The sequence below is a fragment of the Fontivita pretiosa genome, from assembly GCF_050410795.1.
In the GTDB taxonomy this organism is placed as follows: Bacteria; Planctomycetota; Phycisphaerae; order Tepidisphaerales; family Tepidisphaeraceae; genus Fontivita; species Fontivita pretiosa.
On the sequence record NZ_CP191258.1, the window covers coordinates 2,178,099 to 2,196,586 of the forward strand.

Here is an 18,488-nt window from a genome sequence, read left to right on the forward strand (position 1 = left end):
CACATCAGGTCGTCACAGACGCCGGCAGCGGCGAGGAAGTGGCGATGGGTGTGCTCGAAGATTGCGCGGCGGGCTGCGGTTCGGCGCGACTTGCCGGGCCGGCAAAATGGGCGTAATCGCCAGGCACATCCATCACACCGGGCGGCACGGTCCACGGCAGCAGCCCCGACTCGTGCAGCATCTTTCCGGCCCGCACGCTGCTCTGGATCGCCTGCTCGATGCCCTGCACGGCGCGCAGGGGCGTGGCGACGATCTCCTCACGCAGCAGCGCGATGTACTGCTGGGGGATATCCACGACCGGCGAGGCCTCGGACGCCACGTTGGTCGCCAGCACGTGCGCCCGCGCCATTTCCAGCGTTCCGCCTGGCGCCTGCGGATCGATTCCGCGCAGCCACGCATGAAAGGTTTGAAACATGCGGGGATGAATCGCCCGCAGCAGCGGCAGGCGCTCCACCACTCCTTCATGGTGAATCTCGATCTGCCGCGCGGGCTTGTAGACGATGCGCGCCTTCTCGGCCAGGACCACCAGCGAGGCGTCGGTGTTGACGCCGCAGGCGTGCGTGAAGCTGGCCAGCAGCGCCGCCCCGTCGGGCATCGTCAGTCGAAGACTGCACGTGTCGTAGTTTTCGATCGGGTTGGCGCGGTACAGCTCCGCCTGCACCCGCACCGGCCGCGCCGATTCGTCAACGCCGCGGCCCATCAGGAACAGCGCCAGATGCAGATAGTGCGCCAAAGCGTTTTGCGCCGGGCTGTCCAGGATCCATCGCCCGTTGCGTTGCAGTCGCCCGGCCCAGGTGTTGCGGCGGTAGTACCGATCGCCCCGTGGCCAGCAGCCCGCCACTGCCACCGACCGGATGGCGCCAAACTCTCCGGCGGCCAGCCGACGCTTGATCTCATGAACCGCCGGCTGATAGACGTCCTGAAAACCGATGCCCACGGGCAGCCGCGCGCGGTCTCTGGCGGCGATCATGGCATCCACATCGTCCACGCAACCGGCGGCCGGTTTCTCGCACAGCACCGCCTTGCCCGCACTCAGCGCCGCCTGGGTGAAGGGGCAATGCAGATCGATCGGCACCGGCAGGCACACCGCCTCGATGTTTTCCGCGAGCAACTGCTCGAAGGAGCGCAGCAGCACCACGCCCTGATGTCGAAGTTGCTCGGCGCGCTCGGGGAAGCGTTCCAGTTCCGGCTCGCAGACCGCCAGCAGCCGCGCCCATCCCGAGGCATGTTCGGCCAGCAGCCGGTCGCACATGTACGCGGCGTAGCCGCCCAGCCCTGCCAGACCGAAGCGAACCGCGCATCTCCCGTTGCCGCTCATGCCTGCTCCCATTGACGCATGAGGAAGTCCAGAACCCGTGGCGCGGCGGCGGGAAGATCGGCGAATCGCGCCTCGACGCTGATCAGCCCGTCATACCCGCCTGACTTGAGAACCCCAAACAGCGGGCGGTAGTCCGCCTGTCCGCTTTCGCCCGGCGGAACACGTCCCTCCCGGTCGGCCACGTGAACATGCCGGATCCACCCCATCGCCTTCTCGACGTTTGCCAGTGGCTCGTCTTCCAGCCAGAAGTGGTATGAATCCAGCAGGCACATCACGTTGGGATGATCCACGGCGTGGACATACTCCATGGCCTGGGCGACGGAGTTGATGATGTTGCATTCCCTGCGGTTCAGCGGCTCGACGACGAGGATGACCTGATGCTGCTGGCAGATCGCGGCGCTGTCGCGGAGGAAGTCGATGATCTGCTGGCGTGCGGTCGCGCGGTCAAAGCCCTCGGGCACGCTGCGTGCAGCGCCGCTGCCGAAGACAATGATCCGTGTGCCGGTCTGCGCTGCGCGGCGGATAACAGTGTTCATGTGGGCCAGCAGCTCGTCGCGGCGAACCTGCGGGCCGGTGATCTTCAGTTCCCCGGGGACCAGTCCGTTGGCGGCCGGCACCGGCAGCGCCGCCGCCGCCACTGCCGCGGCGCCGCCCCATTGCTCGTCGGCCACACGCGGCGCAAACAGCCGCTGCACGCTTTCCTCGACGAAGTCCCAGCCCGCCTGCTTGACCACCGCGGCCTTGTCAACCGCGGTGCAGATCCCGAATCGCATGGTGTGCCTTGGTTGCGGCTATCGGTCGGCTCTGTTCCGTTGTCGAGCGTCAACAATTCATGGTAATTGATGCAAATCGCATGTCAAGACACCCCGATCGAAGCCGCCGATATTGTCGCATCCTTTGTTCAGCCATAAATCTATGTAGCGCGAAAATCCGCTGCTGTGCAGTTGACTTTTCCATCTCCTGTCCGCAGCATGGGCTATCCATCGTTACCAATTCACGGAGGATCCGATCCATGAACCGATCTTTTGGCGGGATCTGGCTGGCGGGACTGGCATGGGCGGGTGCGGTGCTGCTTGCGGCCCAAGCCCCCGCCGAGGTGCGACTGCCAGCCATCTTCAGCTCCAACATGGTCCTGCAACGCCAGCAGCCGCTGTCGATCTGGGGCCAGGCCGATCCCGGCGAGCGCGTCACCGTGCAGTTTGCCCAGCAGACCAGAACCACCTCCGCCGACCAGTCCGGCCACTGGCGCGTGCAGCTTGATCCGCTGCCGGCCAGCAACGAGCCGGCCACGCTTGTGGTACAGGCGAGCAATCGAATCTCCCTGGACAATGTGCTGGTCGGAGAAGTGTGGTTGTGTTCCGGGCAGTCGAACATGGATTGGGTGCTGGCCAACACCGACAACGGCCAGGCCGCAATCGCCGCCGCCGATCATCCCCACATTCGCCTGTTCTTCGTGCCGCGCAAGATCCGCTCCCCCGGCGGCGACATCGACTCGAGCTGGCAGGTCTGCACGCCCGAGACGATCAAGCCCTTCTCCGCCGTCGGATACTACTTCGGACGCGAGCTGCATCAGTCGCTGAAGGTTCCGATCGGATTGATCAACAGTTCCTGGGGCGGCACGCAGGCCGAAGCCTGGACCCCCGAAGCCTACCTTCTGGCCAACGAGCAGCTTCGCGCCTGCGTCGAGCGATCCCAACAGTGGCAGCAGCAGCGCCCGCGTGTCCAGGCGGAATTCGACGCCGCCATCGCCCAGTGGCAGCAGCAGGTGCAACAGGCCAGAGCCCAGGGGCGTCCCGAGCCGCCACGGCCTCGCGAGCCGGATGCGATTCGCCCGCAGCGAATCGCCGCCTCGCTGTGGATCAGCATGCTCCAGCCGATCGTTCCTTTCACCATCCGCGGCGCGGTCTGGTATCAGGGCGAATCCAATGAAGCCCGCGCCCAGCAGTACAAGATCCTTCTGCCGACGATGATCCGCGCCTGGCGAGATGCCTGGGGCTACGACTTTCCCTTCGGCATCGTGCAGCTTCCCAACTATCGCGCCCCCAGCACCCAGCCCGATGACACGCCCTGGAGCCACCTTCGCGATGCACAGCTTTACACCTTCAAGACCGTGCCCAACACCGGGTTGATCGTCACCATCGACATTGGCGAAGCCAACAACATCCACCCCAAAAACAAGCTCGACGTCGGCCGGCGATTGGCGCGATGGGCGCTGGAGTCGGTGTATCATCAGGACGCCGGCGGCAAGTCCGGACCCATCTACGCTTCCTCGCGAATCGAGGGCAACAGAGTCATCATCAAATTCGACGAGGTCGGCTCGGGGCTCGCGGTCCGCGACGGAGACGCGCAACTTCAGGAATTCGCCATCGCCGGCGAAGACCGGCAATGGCACTGGGCCACCGCGCGGATCATCAGCAAAGACGAAGTCGAGGTGTACAGCGATCAGGTGCCCAATCCCAAAGCCGTGCGTTACGCCTGGAACTCCAATCCGAAGAATCCGAACCTCACCAACAGCAGCGGTCTGCCGGCCAGCCCGTTCCGCACCGACGACTGGCCGGGACCGACCGACGGAAAACGATGAGTGCGCGTGCACTGCTGGCAGTGGCGTTGGCGGTATTAGCCGGTTGCGCGACGGGCCAATCGATGCCTGATCACCCTCGCCAAATCCACAGCCTCGATCCTCGCTACGAGGTCGGTCCGGTCCTGTTCAGCGACGTTTTCGCGAAGGGACTGGATAACTGGTTGGCCGAGCTTGAACAGCCCGGGCGGGTCGAGGCGCGCGATGGCAAGCTCATCATCGATGTGCCCGCCGGCTGCACCGTCTGGTTCAAACCCGAGCTCGACGGCCCGGTGTTGATCGAATACGAAGCAACGGTGATCCAGGCCGGTGGCCCGAACGATCGCGCCAGCGACCTGAACTGTTTCTGGATGGCGCGCGATCCCCGCGCGCCCGGCGGGGATGTGCTGGCCATCCGACGCAGTGGAAAGTTCGCCGACTATCACCAGCTCCTGACCTACTACGTCGGCCTCGGTGGCAACTCGAACACAACCACCCGCTTCCGGCGTTACATCGGCAGCCCCACCACCCGCCCGCTGCTGCCCGAGCACGACCTGAGCGACCGGCAATACCTGATCACGCCGAACCAGAAGCAGAAGATCCGGCTTGTCGCCTGCGGCCGGCTCATCCAGTACTGGCGAGACGACAGGAAAATCTTCGAGTTCACTGATCCCGAACCCTACACAACAGGCCGATTTGCCCTGCGGACTGTGAGCAATCACATGACCATCGAGAAATTCACCGTTCGCCGGCTTGTGCCTCGGGGCGACTGAAGCTGCCCGGGGGATGGGGCTGTTCCGCCGTGTGTTTCAGATGTGATGTGGTTATGTTGTAGTATCGTCAAAACGGGTTCACACAAGGCGGATTGTGGTAACGGCCGCGAGGGTTGCTGTGAAATATCCACTGCACACAACGTTGATCGTCCTGGGAATAATGTGCTGCGTCGCGGCCCCAGCGGCGGCGCAGACAGCGCCGCAGCAGCAGCTTGCCTTCCCCACTGCCGAGGGGTTCGGCGCGTACACACCGGGCGGACGCGGGGGGAAGGTGCTGTTTGTGACGAACCTGGAGGATTCCGGTCCGGGATCGCTGCGCCAGGCGGTCGAGACGCCCGGGCCGCGGACGGTCATCTTTCGCGTCAGCGGGACGATTCAGCTCAAGAAGCGGCTGAGCATCAAAGAGCCGTTCATCACGATCGCCGGTCAGACCGCGCCCGGCGACGGCATCTGCCTGGCGGGCTATGACCTGCTGATCGGCACGCACGATGTGATCGTACGATACCTCCGCTGCCGGCCGGGGGATCTGACGCCCGGCGAGCGCGACGCGATCTCGATCTTCGAGGCACAGAACGTCATCGTCGATCACTGTTCGGCAAGCTGGGGCAATGACGAGCAGCTATCAACGTGGAAATCAAAGCTCGTCACGGTGCAGTGGAGCTTGATCACCGAGGCGTTGCACAACTCCACCCATCACAAGGGCAATCACGGATTCGGCTCGCTGATCCAGTGCGACGGGGCCAGTTATCACCACAATCTCTATGCCCACAACCGCTCGCGCAACCCGCGCCCCGGCAGCGGCAGGATCGACTTCCGAAACAACGTGATCTACAACTGGAACGGCATGGCCGGATATGCCGAGGACAACAAGCAGCAGGTCAACTATGTCAACAACTGGCTGAAGCCCGGCCCCTCGACGGTTGAGTATCGCGACGTCGCGTTTCACACCGGCCGCAGCAACTGCTTCTACTATGTCAGCGGCAACGTGTTCGATGGGCTGGTGGCCGAGGGGGAAAGCGACCTGCGCATTTTTCGCGTTCGCAACGGGGGCAACCTCGTGGATCGTCCGTTCGACTTTCCGCCGGTGAAGACGGATACTGCGACGGTGGCGATGCAGCGTGTTTTGGCGGAGGCGGGCGCGACACTGCCGAAGCGCGACGCGGTGGACGCCCGCATCGTCTCCGATGTGATCAACGGCACCGGCAGGCACATCGATTCGCAGTCGCAGGTGGGCGGCTGGCCGGAATTGAAAAGCGCGCCTGCCCCAGCCGATGCCGATGACGACGGCATGCCCGACGCCTGGGAGCAGGCTCACAGCCTCGATCCGTCGGACGCATCGGACACCAACCTCGACGCCGACGGTGACGGCTACACCAATCTGGAGGAGTACCTGAACGCGACCAACCCGCACCTGCGGGACTGACCACGCCGCAAATCCGTGCGGGTCGGCTGCGCAGCAGCGGCCGCCGACTATTCAGCAGCACCGGCCACAAGGAGCACCCCATGGGCATCATGGACTTCATCCGCGGCGAGCTGATCGAGATTATCGAGTTCAACGATGACTCGCGCGACACGATTTCGTGGCGATTTCCGGACAACGACCGGGAGATCAAACGCGGCGCCCAGCTCATCGTCCGCGAATCGCAGGTGGCGCAGTTCGTCTATCTCGGACAGTTCGGCGACACCTTCGGTCCCGGCAAACATACCCTCGTCACCGACAACATCCCCATCCTCTCCACCCTCAAGGGATGGAAATACGGATTCGATTCGCCGTTCAAGGCCGACGTCTACTTCATCAACACCCGGCTGTTCACGGGAAACAAGTGGGGCACGGCCAACCCGGTGATGATGCGCGACCAGGATTTCGGCGTGATCCGTCTGCGCGCGTTCGGCACGTATGACTTCCGGGTGGTGCAGCCGCGGCTATTTCTCAAGGAAGTCGTGGGGACCGATCACAACTTCCGCCTCGACGAGTTTCAGGACACGATGCGATCGCGGCTGGTCAGCGTCTTCAGTGATTCGCTGGCGTCGGCGAGGATACCGGCGCTGGACGTGGCGTCGAGATATCAGGAGCTTGGCGAGGCGCTTCTGCCGGCAATCAATCCGCAGACGATCGCCAGGTACGGCATCGAGATTGTCAGCTTCATCGTCGAGAACGTGTCGGTTCCGCCGGAGGTCGAGCAGGCGATCGACAAGCGCTCGAGCATGTCGGCGATCGGAAACCTCAATGACTACGTGAAGTATCAACTTGGCCAGGGTCTGGCCACGGGCGGAGGCGGCGCCGGTGGGACGGCGGCGGAAATGGCGGTGGGGTTCGGCATCGCGCAGGAGATGATGCGACAAGGAGCGATCGCCCCGCCGCAGAGCACATCCCCCTCGGGCGACACCGCGACGTCGCCGGGCCATCCGCAGGCGGCAGCGGACCTCATGGGCGTGCCGGAAGTGGCGCGCTACCTGGGCGTGAGCGAAGCCGACGTGCTGGCGGCCATCACCGCGGGCGACCTGAAGGCCAAGAAGATCGGCACGCAGTATCGGATCACCAAAGCGGCGGTGGATGCGTTTCTGGCGGACTGAAGCTCGCCGGCTACAGCAGATCAGGAGTGATCGGCCACATGTTTCCGCTGCTGAGCGTGGTTGGTTCTTCTTCCTCGCCGCAGGTCACCGCCCTGGGCAAACGCGCCTGCCCGGAGTGTGGCGGAGAGATGGAGTGGAACGCCGCCAAACAGGTGCTGGCCTGTCCGTATTGCGGATTCATTCCCAAAGAACAACCGGCGCAAGGCCCAGGCGCATCGAGCGAGGCGATCCGTGAACATGATCTGGAGCAAGCACTGTCGCAGATCGGCGACGAGAAGCGGGGTTACGGCCTGGCGATGGTGAAGGTGAAGTGCCAAAGCTGCCAGGCGATCTCGGTCTTCGAGCCGGACCGCGTGGCGCAGCGGTGCGATTTCTGCGGATCACCGGCCATCGTCCCGTATCAGGAGACGCGCGATCCGATCACGCCCCAGAGTCTTCTGCCGGTGCGATTGAGCGAGCCGCAGGTGCGGGACATTGTCAAGCGCTGGTACGCGTCGCGGTGGTTTGCGCCCAACCGGCTCAAATCCGCCGCCCTGACCGACACCCTTCGCGGGATGTATCTGCCCTACTGGACCTTTGACGCCCAGGCACACGCCGACTGGACGGCCGAGTCGGGCGATTACTACTACGAGACCGTGACGCGCACCGACTCCAAAGGCCGGCATTATCAGGATCGCGTGCGGAAGGTGCGCTGGTATCACACTTCGGGTTCGATCGATCACTTCTTCGACGACGAGCTGGTCCCCGGCTCGGCGGGCGTGCGTCCGGACCTGCTGCGCAGGATCGAACCGTTCCCGACAAAGCAGCTTGCGCCTTACGATCCGGCGTTTATTCGCGGATGGACCGTCGAGCGCTACCAGATCGATCTTCGCCGCGCGTCACAACTTTCCGTCGAGCAGATGGAACAAAAACTGCGCGCGCTGTGCGAGCAACAGGTGCCCGGCGACACGCATCGCAATCTCAACGTCGATTGCTATCTCAGCCGCAGAACCTTCAAGCACATTCTCGTGCCGGTGTGGCTGGTGACCTACAACTTCGGGAGCAAGGGTTATCAGCTTGCGGTAAACGGGTATACCGGCAGCATCGCCGGAGATCGGCCGGTAAGCTGGGTGAAAGTCTTCTTCTACGTGATTCTGCCCTTGCTGATCCTGGTGATGGTGTTCTTGGCGATGCAATCGCGGTAGAATCGGCGGTGTGGAAATTTCATTGACGTTTCCACGGTTTCACACGATAATTCTGTAACTGCGGAGCAACCGCGAAGATACGCACAATTGCGGGGGCAGGGCAGAGTTATGTCGATCAGCAAGGTCGCCAAGCTGGCCGGTGTTTCCAGTTCCACCGTCTCGCGCGTCATCAATAACCACCCGCGCGTCGCCCCGGAGACCGCCCAGTCGGTCCGTCAGGCGATGAAGCAACTGGGCTACGTGCCGTCGGATCGTCGCCCCGGACCAAAACCCGCCTCCAGATCCCGCATCGGTACCGGCAACATCGCATTTCTGGTACTGGGCACCTCTGGCGATCGTGCCACCCCGGCGTTTGAAGACCTGCTTCGTGGCGTGTCGCTGGGCGCGTCGCAGAATGAACTGAACCTCAGCTTCAGCCATGTCTCCGACGTCGAGCACCTTCCGCAGCGACTGCTGGATCGCCGCATCGACGGGGTTCTGCTGCACGGGGTCATTCCCAGTGGAGAGTTGCGACGACAGCTCATGCGAGTCCCGACGGTGTGGCTGATGGGCAACCGCCGCCGACCCGACTGGGGCGACCAGGTCATGCCGGATGGTTACGAGATCGGGGACCTGGCAGCGCGATACCTGCTGGAGCGCGGGCACCGTCGGCTGGCGTTTCTCAATCTCGACGCCGGACACTGGGTCTTCAAGCTCTACTACCAGAGCTTCGCCAGCCGCGCCGCCGACGACGGCGCCAGCGTCGCCCTGGTTGATCAGATGCCTCCAGAATCGGCGGACTACTGGCAGAAGTACACGGCCGAATCGGTCGAGTCCCTGATCCGGCGGTTCCTGTCGCTGGATCCCAGACCCACCGGGCTGTTCGTCGCCGACGACATGCAGGTGGCGTTGATCCAGCCGGCGCTTCAGCATCGCGGCATTCGGATCGGCGCCGGGCAGACCGAAATCGTCTCCTGCAACAATGAAAAGCCCTACCTGGTGGGCCTGTCGCCGCGACCGACCGTCATCGATATTCGCGTGGAGTCGATCGGGCGGCGGGGAGTCGAGCAACTGATGTGGCGGATCGAGCATCCCGACGTGCCGGAACGGATCATCGCCACGATCGAGCCGTTCATCGTCAAGGCCGATGCGCCGCACCCGGCCGGCGCGCCCGCCGCGACCGTCACCGCTTAATCCTTACACGCCAGCCTCACCAGCCGTCCAGATCCAACCCCATGGCCTGGGCGATCAGCTCGGCAATGTGCTTGACCTGTGTATCGACGCCGCGGCGGTGGCACATGCCGCTGATGTTCATGGTGCAGCCGGCATCGTTGCAGACGGTGACCTGCGCCGCGGTGGCGGCGATGCAGTTGACCTTGTCCTGAACGATCGCCCCGCTGATCGCCGGATACTTCACTGCGAACGTTCCGCCAAATCCGCAGCATTGGTCCGTCTTCTCCAGCGGAACGAACTGCACGTTGCCCATCTGCCGCAGCAGCTTCACGCCTTCGTCCCTGACGCCGATCCCGCGGAGATGGCAGGTGTAGTGATAGGTTACGGTGCTCGGTTGCGGCAGTGACAGCCCGCTCAGGTCCACCTTCAGCACACGGTCCAGGAACTCGACGAACTCGTACGTGCGGCTGACGACGCGCCGCAGCCCGTGTTCCCAGGCGTGGTCTTCATGCAGCAATTCGTGAAACTGCTCCCGCACCATGGCGCAGCAGCTTCCCGAGGGCGTGACGATGTAGTCGTAAGGCTCGAAGATCTCGATGAAACGCCTGGCCAGCTCGCGCGCTTCGTCATGGAAGCCATTGTTGAAAAACGGCTGTCCACAGCAGGTCTGCGCCCGCGGGAAGTAAACTTTGCAGCCCAGCCGTTCCAGCACCTTGGTCACCGCCACGCCGACCCGCGGATAAAACTGGTCGGTCAGACACGTGATGAACAGGGCGACGTTGTGGGGCATGCGTGCAATGTAAAGGATGAACGGCAAATGATGAAGGACCCGGTGGTCGAACCGGCGCGATCCTACAATGCAGGCGGAAAGGAGCGAGCGTATGGACATCCGACAGGCCATTACCGCCAGTCTGGCGAACGCCCAGCGCGTCGCCGATGCCTACCTGAGCGACCTGAAGCCGCAGGAGCTGCTGGCGCGTCCGGTCCCGGGGGCCAACCACATTGCCTGGCAACTGGGGCATCTGATCACGACGGAGCGTAACCTGGTGGACAGGGCGGTCCCCGGGCAGATGCCGCCCTTGCCGGAGGGCTTTGCCCAGCGTCACAGCAGGCAAACCGCACAGAGCGATGATCCGCAGCAGTTTGATTCGAAGGAGCAATACCTGAAGCTGGCGAAGGAGGTTCGCGACGCGACCCTGCGAATCGTACAGAGTCTGCCGGACAGGGAATTCGACCGCCCCGTCGAGGGCTTCCCCCCGTTCCTCAAGACCGTGGGTGATGTGCTGCTGTTTCAGGGCGCGCACTGGCTGATGCACGCCGGACAATGGGCCGTCACTCGCCGGGCACTGGGACGGCCACCGCTGTTCTAGCCAACTGGCACTGGGCGCCACAAGCGACACAGCCGCGGGGGGAGAAACCCGCGGCTGTGTCTGCAAGCTCCCGGCGTAGCGCTGCTGTTGGTGGCGCTACTCTTTGACTTCGTACTCCGCGTCGATCACGTCCTCATCCTTTTTCTTTTCTCCCGCGCCTGCCGCCGCCGTGCCACGCTCACCCGCTGTCTCGGTCGGCCGCGCGGCGCCGGCCCGCTTGTAGATCTCCTCGCCGAGCTTGAACGCCGCCTGCTGGAGATTCTCCATCGACCGCTTGATCCGCTCGGCCTCGTCGCTCTTGACCGCGTCGCGGAGCTGGTTGAGCGCGCTTTCGATGTTGCCGCGCACCTCGGCGCTGACCTTGTCGCCGTGCTCCCGGAGCTGACGCTCCGTCTGATAGATCATGTTGTCCGCCTGGTTCTTCAGCTCCACCAGTTCGCGGCGTTTCTTGTCCTCGGCGGCGTGGGCTTCGGCCTCGCGCTTCATGCGCTCGATCTCCTCCTTGCTCAGGCCGCCAGCGTTCTGCACGGTGATCTTGGCCTCCTTGCCGGTGCCCAGATCCTTGGCCGAGACCGTCAGAATCCCGTTGACGTCCACGTTGAAGGTAACCTCGATCTGCGGTACGCCGCGCGGTGCCGGCGGGATCCCCTCGAGGTTGAACGTGCCCAGCAGGCGGTTGTCCCGCGCGAACTCGCGCTCACCCTGAAGCACGTTGATCGTCACCGCGGTCTGGTTGTCCGTGGCGGTGGAGAAGATCTCCTTCTTGCTGGTGGGGATGGTCGTATTCCGCGGGATCAGCACCGTCATCACCCCACCCAGCGTCTCCACGCCCAGCGACAGCGGCGTGGCATCCAGCACCAGAATGTCCTTGACCTGTCCGGTGGCGATCGCACCCTGGATCGCCGCCCCGATCGCCACCACCTCGTCGGGGTTCACGCTCTTGTTCGGCTCCTTGCCCTTGAACAGCTCCTTGACCAGCCGCTGCACCATCGGCACGCGCGTCGCACCGCCCACCAGAATCACTTCGTCGATCTGTTCGGGGGTGAGCTTGGCGTCCTTGAGCGCATCGAGCACCGGCTGACGGCACTTCTCCACCAGATGCGCGATGAGCTGCTCGAACTTCGCCCGCGTGATGGTCATCTGAAGGTGCTTGGGCCCTTCCTGCGTCGCGGTGATGAACGGCAGGTTGATCGTCGTCTCCATCACGCTGGACAGCTCGATTTTGGCCTTTTCGCACGCCTCCTTGAGGCGCTGAAGGGCCATGGGATCTTTCCGCAGGTCGATGCCTTCCTGCTTGCGGAACTCCTCGGCGACGTAGTTGATCAGCTCCTCGTCCATGTCGTCGCCGCCCAGGTGCGTGTTGCCGTTGATGCTCAGCACCTCGAACACGCCCTCGCCCACGTCCAGGATCGACACGTCGAAGGTTCCCCCGCCCAGGTCGAACACGCAGATCTTCTCGTTCTTTTTCTTGTCCAGCCCGTACGCCAGCGCCGCGGCGGTCGGCTCCGGCAACACGCGGATGACATTAAGCCCGGCGATCTCGCCGGCGTCCTTGGTCGCCTTCCGCTGCGCGTCGTTGAAGTACGCCGGCACCGTGATGATCGCGTCCTTGACCGGCTCGCCAAGGTAGTTCTCGGCGGTCTTTTTCAGGTCCTGGAGGATGAACGCCGAGATCTGCTCGGGGGTGTACTCCTTGCCGCGGACGCGAACCCTCACGTATTCATCCGGGCCACCGACGATCTCGTACGGCACCATCTTTTCTTCCTGGGTCACCTCGCTGTGCCGGCGGCCCATGAAGCGCTTGATCGAGAAGATCGTGTTCTTGGGGTTGGTGATTTGCTGGTGTTTGGCGACTTGCCCGACCAGGATCTCGCCCTTCTCCGTGAACGCCACGACGGAAGGCGTTAGCCGACTGCCCTGCGAGTTGATCAGCACCTTGGGCTGATCGCCCTCCATGACGGCCACTACGCTGTTGGTCGTGCCCAGATCGATCCCAATGACTTTACCCATGACCAATGCTCCTGAATGTTGGCTCCGAACCGCGCGCCGGGGCGCACGGTCCGGGCACATGGGCGTTGTCGCGGCAAAGATTGTGCCATGCCACTGCTACACTGATTACCATTTAAGCGGCGTAAAATCAATTACTTATAATCTTTCCATCCACCAGTTCCGTTCAAACCCCGAATGCCATTTCGACAGTCGCACGACCGGGGCTGCCAGAGTGGCAAGAGCTCCAGAGCGTTCAAACCACCCGCCCGGCGGGGCCATCGCCGGAACATTCGCCGGCAGCAGACGGGTTGGCGCGCCTCTGGCAACCCCATAAGATCGCCGCTCAGCGAGACCGCACATGCCTGACACCACCGCACGAACCGCACGTTCGATCGCCAACTCCGAGGCCGCCTTCGCGCGGGCACGCAAGCTCATGCCTGGGGGTGTCAGCTCGCCGGTACGGGCGTTTAACGCGGTCGGCGGAAGCCCCCTGTTCATCAAGGAGGCCGAGGGCGCGTTCATCATCGACATCGATGGCAATAAGTACATCGACTACGTCGGCAGCTATGGCCCGATGATCGTCGGACACGCCAACGAGCGCGTCGTGGCGGCGCTGTCCAAGGCGATCGGTCGCGGCACCAGCTACGGCGCGCCCACGGAACTGGAGACGCAGCTTGCCGGCGTGATCACTTCCGCCCTTCCGGGCATGGAGATGGTCCGCTTCGTCAACAGCGGCACCGAAGCGACGATGAGTGCGATCCGGCTGGCTCGCGCCGCGACCGGTCGGGATCTGGTCGTCAAATGCATCGGCTGCTACCACGGCCACGCCGATGGGCTGCTGGTCGAAGCCGGATCAGGAGCACTGACCCTCGGTACGCCATCGACGCCCGGCGTGCCCAAAACTGTAGCCGCCAATACCGTCCTGGTTCATTACAACGACCTGGATGGCGCCCGGGCCATCTTCGAAAAGTTCCCCGGGCAAATCGCCTGCTTCCTGGTCGAGCCGGTGGCGGGCAACATGGGCGTGGTCCCGCCAGCGCCGGGATATCTGCCCGGGCTGCGGGAATTGTGCGACCAGCACGGCACGCTGCTGCTGCTGGACGAGGTGATGACCGGTTTTCGCGTCGCCTGGGGCGGAGCCCAGACCCTCTACCACCTGCGACCGGACATCACATGTCTGGGCAAAGTCATCGGCGGTGGATTGCCCGTCGGCGCTTACGCAGGTTCGCGAAAGCTCATGGAAATGATCAGCCCCGCCGGCCCGGTGTATCAGGCCGGCACCCTCAGTGGCAATCCGCTGGCGATGAGCGGTGGTCTGGCGACTCTGGAAATCCTCAAGGAACCCGGCGCCTACGAAACGCTCGAAGAACGCAGCGATGCGCTGGCCAAAGGCCTGCAACGCGCCGCCGAGAAACACAACGTCCCGGTGGCGATCAACCGTGTCGGGTCGATGCTCACGCCGTTTTTCGTCAAACAGCCCGGGCAACAGGTCGGCAATTTCGCCGACGCCGTCGCCTGCGATCGCGACCGCTTCAAGACCTTCTTCCACGCCATGCTCGATAACGGCGTGTATCTTCCCCCCAGCCAGTTCGAGGCCTGGTTCGTCAGCCTGGCCCACAGCGAGGACTTGATCGATCAGACGATCCAGGCGGCCGAGAGGTCCTTCGAAGCCGTCGCCAGGACGATAACCTGACGAGCCTGCACCTACCGACGTGGTCAGAGTGAAAAGGCCCATCGGCAGCCCTGCTGCGCGCCGAGCCCGCACAGATTCCCGGCAAGACAGCGGCGCGGGCAGTTCGGAAACTCCCCGGGTGCTCTCTTGTGTGAGGCGCGTCCCGCGCGTGCGATGGTCGCTCACACAGGCGGCACGCCCGTGATACCGGGGTCTTCTGCCGCGCACTTTTTGCTGGCGCGAGTCTGGGTTGATGACCGATAACTCATCCGTACGCCCCGCGTGTAACCGAACAGTCGAACCAGGGAAACTGACGACGTTGACTCGAATCGCCCTGCCAACATGGACGATGCCATGGTCGGCCCGTGAGCCGCTGGGCAGAGCCCTGGTCGCGCATGCACGCAAACTCCTGGCCAGCAACAGCTTTTGGGCGCTGGCGGATCAGGCAGCCTCCAGCCTGGGCAATTTCACCACCAACATACTGCTGGCGCGATCTCTGGGCCGCGAAAGCTACGGCACCTTCGGGCTGATCCTGGAGCTGATCTTCTTCCTCAATGCCATTCAGTCAGCCCTGATCACTTATCCGCTTCTGGTGCGCGGCGCCACCGCCGACCGCCAGCAGCTCAGCCGCTACGCCTCTGCCTCGATGCTGCTGACGTGCCTGCTGGCCATGCCGCTCGTCTGTATTGCAATGGTATCAGGCGCACTCACCGGACAGCTTCTGATCGCGATCTGTGCATCCCTGGCGCTGCTGCTGTGGCAGTTGCAGGAAACCATGCGACGCGCCATGCTCGCGCACCTGAGACATGCCCAGGCGATCTGGGGCGATGCCGTCAGCTACCTTGGCCAGGCGCTGGGCATCGTCGCGCTGATCGCGTTGGATCGTCTGACGCTGCACCGCGTCTTCGCCATCATCGCCCTGACCAGCGCCGCAGGCGCAATGATCCAGGTGGTGCAGGTGGGACTCGGCCCGATCACCCGCCGAGAGCTGCTCGACCGCGCACGCGAGTTCTTCGGCTACGGCAAATACCTGGCCGCCAACAACTGCTCGATTCTGTTCACCAGCCTGGCCTACTCGTGGGCGCTGACGTGGTTTCACGGTCGGGCCACTGTGGCGGAGATGTACGCGCTGTTCGTGCTTCTGAAGCTGAGCAGTCCGCTGATCAACGGGATCGTCAGCGTGCTGGTGCCGGCCACGGCCAAAGCCCACGACACGCACGGCCCGCGGCGGGCGCAACGCGTCGCCGCTCGCTACGGCTGGCTCGGCGCGGCGATCCTGATCCCCTACCTGCTGAGCCTGACGATCCTGCCCAAAACCATCATCGAGCTGGTCTACGGTCAAAACTCCGTCTACGCCGACGACGCCAACGTGCTTCGACTCTACGTCGCCATGCAGGCGCTGCACTACGCCATCAGCACGCTCTCGGCCTACTTCAATGCGACTCACCAGAGCCGCCTGTCGCTGATTGCCTCGATGGTGAACAGCGGCGTATCGCTGCTGGCGGGCCTGCCGCTGGCGATCTTCGGCGGCCTTTTCGCCGCCGCCGCCGGTGCCGTCCTCTCCGTCGCCGCGCAGCTCGCCGTGCTGCTGCACTTTTTGGCGCGCCAGCCGTGCAACGGCGTTGTCGCAGCGACCGCACCCCAGCAGCACTGCCTGGAACGCGAGAACGTCGTCGCCCGCGAAATGCGCCTGGCTTCGTCGATACGCATTACACCGTCGCAGCAAGTCCACCTGGGTCTGGCGGCCTGAGCGATTTGGCATCTTGCGCGCCGGACGCCGGTGCGCGGCAATGACCCGCGCATCGAGCTACTCAGATGCCCCCCCCGACGACACTGCCTTTTCCTCTACCTCACGTCGCGCCCGAGCCAGAAACTCGCCGATCGGCACGGCGCCCAGATCCCCGCCGGTCCGCGAGCGCACCGCCACCTTCCCTTCGGCCGCCTCCTTTTCTCCCACGATCAGCATGTACGGCACCTTGGCCAGGGTGGCGGTGCGGATCTTGGCGCCGATCTTTTCGCTGCCGAGGTTCGCCTCGACGCGCAGGCCGGCATCCTTGAGCTGCTGTGCGACTTTGGATGCATACTCGTTGCTCTTCTCGCTGATGCTCAGCACCGCCGCCTGCACCGGCGCCAGCCACAGCGGGAACGCGCCGGCGAAATGCTCGATCAGCACGCCGATGAACCGCTCCATGCTCCCGAACGGCGCGCGGTGGATCATCACCGGGCGATGCGGTTTGTTGTCCGGGCCGATGTAGCTCAGATCGAATCGCTGCGGAAGCTGGTAATCCACCTGCACGGTGCCCAGTTGCCACTCGCGCCCCAGCACATCCTTGACCACGAAGTCGATCTTCGGCCCGTAGAACGCCGCCTCGCCCGGTTCGCGGCTGAACGGCACGCCCAGCGTCGCGGCCGCTTCGATGCAGGCCTTTTCGGCTCGGTCCCACTGTTCGGCGTCGCCGACGTATTTCTTGCTGTCCGGGTCGCGCAGCCCCACGCGCACGCGGTAGTCCTTCATGTTCAGCGTCCCCAGGATGATCCTGACCAGCTCCAGGCATCCAATCAGTTCCTGCCCCACCTGCTGCTCGGTGCAGAACAGATGCGCATCATCCTGGGTAAAGCCCCGCACGCGAGTCATCCCCCCGAGCTCGCCGCTCTTTTCCCAACGATACACCGTGCCGAACTCCGCCAGACGAACCGGCATCTCACGGTAGCTCCGCTGCTCGGAGGCAAAGATCTTGATGTGCATCGGGCAGTTCATCGGCTTGAGCAGATACCCGTCGATCTCGCCCTTCTCCATCAGGTTCGCCAGCTCGGCGCAGGTGCAGCCCTCGCTGGCCAGCTTCTGAATCACCTCGCGATCGACCAGCGGAGGGAACTGGCTGTCGCGGTAGTACGGGTAGTGACCGCTGGTGCGATACAGGCTCAGTCGCCCGATGTGCGGCGTGAAGACCTGCTGGTATCCCTGGCGGCGAAGGTGCTCGCTGATGAAGTTCTGAAGCTCCTGGCGAATGATCGCGCCTTTGGGCTTCCAGAGGATCAGTCCCTGGCCGACCTGATCATCGATGGTGAACAGCCCAAGCTGCGGACCGAGGAATCGATGGTCGCGCTTGCGCGCCTCCTCCAGCATCTTCAGGTGCTCATCGAGCTGCTTTTTGTCGAAGAAGGCCGTCCCGTAGACGCGCTGAAACCGGTCGGAGCTCACATCCCCGTGCCAGTGCGACTGTGCCACCGACATGATCTTGAACGCCCGGATCCAACCCGTGCTCGGCACGTGCGGACCCATGCAAAGGTCTTCCCAGTGTTTGCCGGGCTGGCCGGTGACATACCAGCTCAGGCATTCCGATCCGGCCTGACGCGCGCGCAGCGCGTTGTCGATCTTGTATTTGTTCTGCTCCTGCTCCAGCCGCCGCATCCCTTCGTCGAACGGCATCTCATAGCGGGTGAACGGCCGATCCTGCTTCACGATCTCCGCCATCTCCTTTTCGATGCGCGGGAAGTCGTCGGTGGAGATCGGCTGATCGAGGGCGATGTCGTAGTAGAAGCCGTTGTCCAGCGGCGGGCCGTAGGCGAGCTTCGCCTGCGGCCAGAGGCGCTGGATCGCCTCGGCCATCACGTGCGCGGCGCTGTGTCGCAGCACATACAGCGCCTCGGGGTCTTTTTCGGTGAGGATCTGAACGGTCGGCGAGCCGCTGAGCTTGTACGACAGGTCCACCAGCTTTCCGTCCACCTTGGCCGCCACCGCGGCCCTGGCCAGTCCCCGTCCGATCGACTCGGCCAACTGCCGCACCGTGCTGCCATCGGGAATCTCTTTGATGCTTCCATCCGGAAGTTTCACGCTCGCCATGTTTCGCCTCGCTGGCCAGTTACGCGGGATTAAAACCACAATGAACGGTAATGAA

At 63.8% G+C, this 18,488-nt stretch carries 14 protein-coding genes; 9 read left to right on the forward strand and 5 right to left on the reverse strand.

Translation table 11 applies throughout. From position 1 onward, the window contains the following. Nucleotides 1-4: 4 nt before the first annotated feature. On the reverse strand, nt 5-1,318 hold the full coding sequence (locus ACQS5P_RS08880) for a Gfo/Idh/MocA family protein (RefSeq protein ID WP_428940540.1): 1,314 nt from the start codon (nt 1,316-1,318) through the stop codon (nt 5-7). After that, nucleotides 1,315-2,091, reverse strand: a complete 777-nt coding sequence (locus ACQS5P_RS08885) for a sugar phosphate isomerase/epimerase family protein (RefSeq protein WP_428940541.1) — start codon at nt 2,089-2,091, stop codon at nt 1,315-1,317. The genes ACQS5P_RS08880 and ACQS5P_RS08885 overlap by 4 nt, the downstream gene beginning before the upstream one ends. A 239-nt stretch (nt 2,092-2,330) precedes the next feature. Between ACQS5P_RS08885 and ACQS5P_RS08890 the strand changes: the two genes are divergently transcribed. From ACQS5P_RS08890 to ACQS5P_RS08915, 6 genes are all read left to right on the forward strand, one after another. Next, nucleotides 2,331-3,899, forward strand: a complete 1,569-nt coding sequence (locus ACQS5P_RS08890; RefSeq protein ID WP_428940542.1) for a sialate O-acetylesterase — start codon at nt 2,331-2,333, stop codon at nt 3,897-3,899. A 62-nt stretch (nt 3,900-3,961) separates the two neighbouring features. After that, entirely contained in the window at nt 3,962-4,648 is a 687-nt protein-coding gene (locus ACQS5P_RS08895; protein WP_428940543.1) for a DUF6250 domain-containing protein, read from the forward strand. A gap of 118 nt (nt 4,649-4,766) precedes the next feature. Further along, nucleotides 4,767-6,071 (forward strand): pectate lyase family protein, encoded by a 1,305-nt coding sequence (locus ACQS5P_RS08900; RefSeq protein WP_428940544.1) that lies wholly within the window; start codon nt 4,767-4,769, stop codon nt 6,069-6,071. Nucleotides 6,072-6,151: 80 nt separating this feature from the next. Then, nucleotides 6,152-7,222: an SPFH domain-containing protein gene (locus ACQS5P_RS08905; protein ID WP_428940545.1), complete on the forward strand. Its 1,071-nt coding sequence runs from the start codon at nt 6,152-6,154 to the stop codon at nt 7,220-7,222. Between the two features lie 38 nt (nt 7,223-7,260). Then, on the forward strand, nt 7,261-8,406 hold the full coding sequence (locus tag ACQS5P_RS08910; RefSeq protein ID WP_428940546.1) for a zinc ribbon domain-containing protein: 1,146 nt from the start codon (nt 7,261-7,263) through the stop codon (nt 8,404-8,406). Between the two features lie 108 nt (nt 8,407-8,514). Further along, nucleotides 8,515-9,579, forward strand: a complete 1,065-nt coding sequence (locus tag ACQS5P_RS08915) for a LacI family DNA-binding transcriptional regulator (protein ID WP_428940547.1) — start codon at nt 8,515-8,517, stop codon at nt 9,577-9,579. Between the two features lie 16 nt (nt 9,580-9,595). On the opposite strand, the gene ACQS5P_RS08920 is transcribed toward ACQS5P_RS08915, so the two are convergent. Next, the gene (locus ACQS5P_RS08920; RefSeq protein ID WP_428940548.1) at nt 9,596-10,348 is read right to left on the reverse strand and encodes a (Fe-S)-binding protein; all 753 of its coding nucleotides are present in this window, start codon (nt 10,346-10,348) and stop codon (nt 9,596-9,598) included. A gap of 91 nt (nt 10,349-10,439) precedes the next feature. Here ACQS5P_RS08920 and ACQS5P_RS08925 point away from each other — a divergent pair, with 91 nt between their 5' ends. Beyond that, a complete protein-coding gene (locus tag ACQS5P_RS08925; protein ID WP_428940549.1) occupies nt 10,440-10,928 on the forward strand; it encodes a DinB family protein in 489 nt (162 codons plus the stop codon). A gap of 96 nt (nt 10,929-11,024) precedes the next feature. Here the strand turns inward: ACQS5P_RS08925 and dnaK are convergent, their stop codons facing one another. After that, entirely contained in the window at nt 11,025-12,938 is a 1,914-nt protein-coding gene (gene dnaK, locus ACQS5P_RS08930; RefSeq protein ID WP_428940550.1) for a molecular chaperone DnaK, read from the reverse strand. A gap of 337 nt (nt 12,939-13,275) precedes the next feature. On the opposite strand from dnaK, the gene hemL reads away from it, so the two are divergent. Continuing rightward, nucleotides 13,276-14,610, forward strand: a complete 1,335-nt coding sequence (gene hemL, locus ACQS5P_RS08935) for a glutamate-1-semialdehyde 2,1-aminomutase (protein ID WP_428940551.1) — start codon at nt 13,276-13,278, stop codon at nt 14,608-14,610. A 298-nt stretch (nt 14,611-14,908) separates the two neighbouring features. After that, nucleotides 14,909-16,339 carry a hypothetical protein gene (locus ACQS5P_RS08940; protein WP_428940552.1) on the forward strand — a complete coding sequence of 477 codons (1,431 nt, stop codon included), beginning with the start codon at nt 14,909-14,911 and terminating at the stop codon, nt 16,337-16,339. Nucleotides 16,340-16,396: 57 nt separating this feature from the next. On the opposite strand, the gene thrS is transcribed toward ACQS5P_RS08940, so the two are convergent. Continuing rightward, nucleotides 16,397-18,433, reverse strand: a complete 2,037-nt coding sequence (thrS, locus tag ACQS5P_RS08945) for a threonine--tRNA ligase (RefSeq protein ID WP_428940553.1) — start codon at nt 18,431-18,433, stop codon at nt 16,397-16,399. Nucleotides 18,434-18,488 lie beyond the last annotated feature (55 nt).

Coding starts and splice junctions, on each gene's coding strand:
- thrS (WP_428940553.1), bottom strand. CDS start 18,433: ATGGCGAGCGTGAAACTTCCGGATGGAAGCATCAAAGAGATTCCCGAT.
- ACQS5P_RS08890 (WP_428940542.1), top strand. CDS start 2,331: ATGAACCGATCTTTTGGCGGGATCTGGCTGGCGGGACTGGCATGGGCG.
- ACQS5P_RS08880 (WP_428940540.1), bottom strand. CDS start 1,318: ATGAGCGGCAACGGGAGATGCGCGGTTCGCTTCGGTCTGGCAGGGCTG.
- hemL (WP_428940551.1), top strand. CDS start 13,276: ATGCCTGACACCACCGCACGAACCGCACGTTCGATCGCCAACTCCGAG.
- ACQS5P_RS08910 (WP_428940546.1), top strand. CDS start 7,261: ATGTTTCCGCTGCTGAGCGTGGTTGGTTCTTCTTCCTCGCCGCAGGTC.
- ACQS5P_RS08895 (WP_428940543.1), top strand. CDS start 3,962: ATGCCTGATCACCCTCGCCAAATCCACAGCCTCGATCCTCGCTACGAG.
- ACQS5P_RS08905 (WP_428940545.1), top strand. CDS start 6,152: ATGGGCATCATGGACTTCATCCGCGGCGAGCTGATCGAGATTATCGAG.
- ACQS5P_RS08885 (WP_428940541.1), bottom strand. CDS start 2,091: ATGCGATTCGGGATCTGCACCGCGGTTGACAAGGCCGCGGTGGTCAAG.
- ACQS5P_RS08915 (WP_428940547.1), top strand. CDS start 8,515: ATGTCGATCAGCAAGGTCGCCAAGCTGGCCGGTGTTTCCAGTTCCACC.
- ACQS5P_RS08925 (WP_428940549.1), top strand. CDS start 10,440: ATGGACATCCGACAGGCCATTACCGCCAGTCTGGCGAACGCCCAGCGC.
- ACQS5P_RS08920 (WP_428940548.1), bottom strand. CDS start 10,348: ATGCCCCACAACGTCGCCCTGTTCATCACGTGTCTGACCGACCAGTTT.
- dnaK (WP_428940550.1), bottom strand. CDS start 12,938: ATGGGTAAAGTCATTGGGATCGATCTGGGCACGACCAACAGCGTAGTG.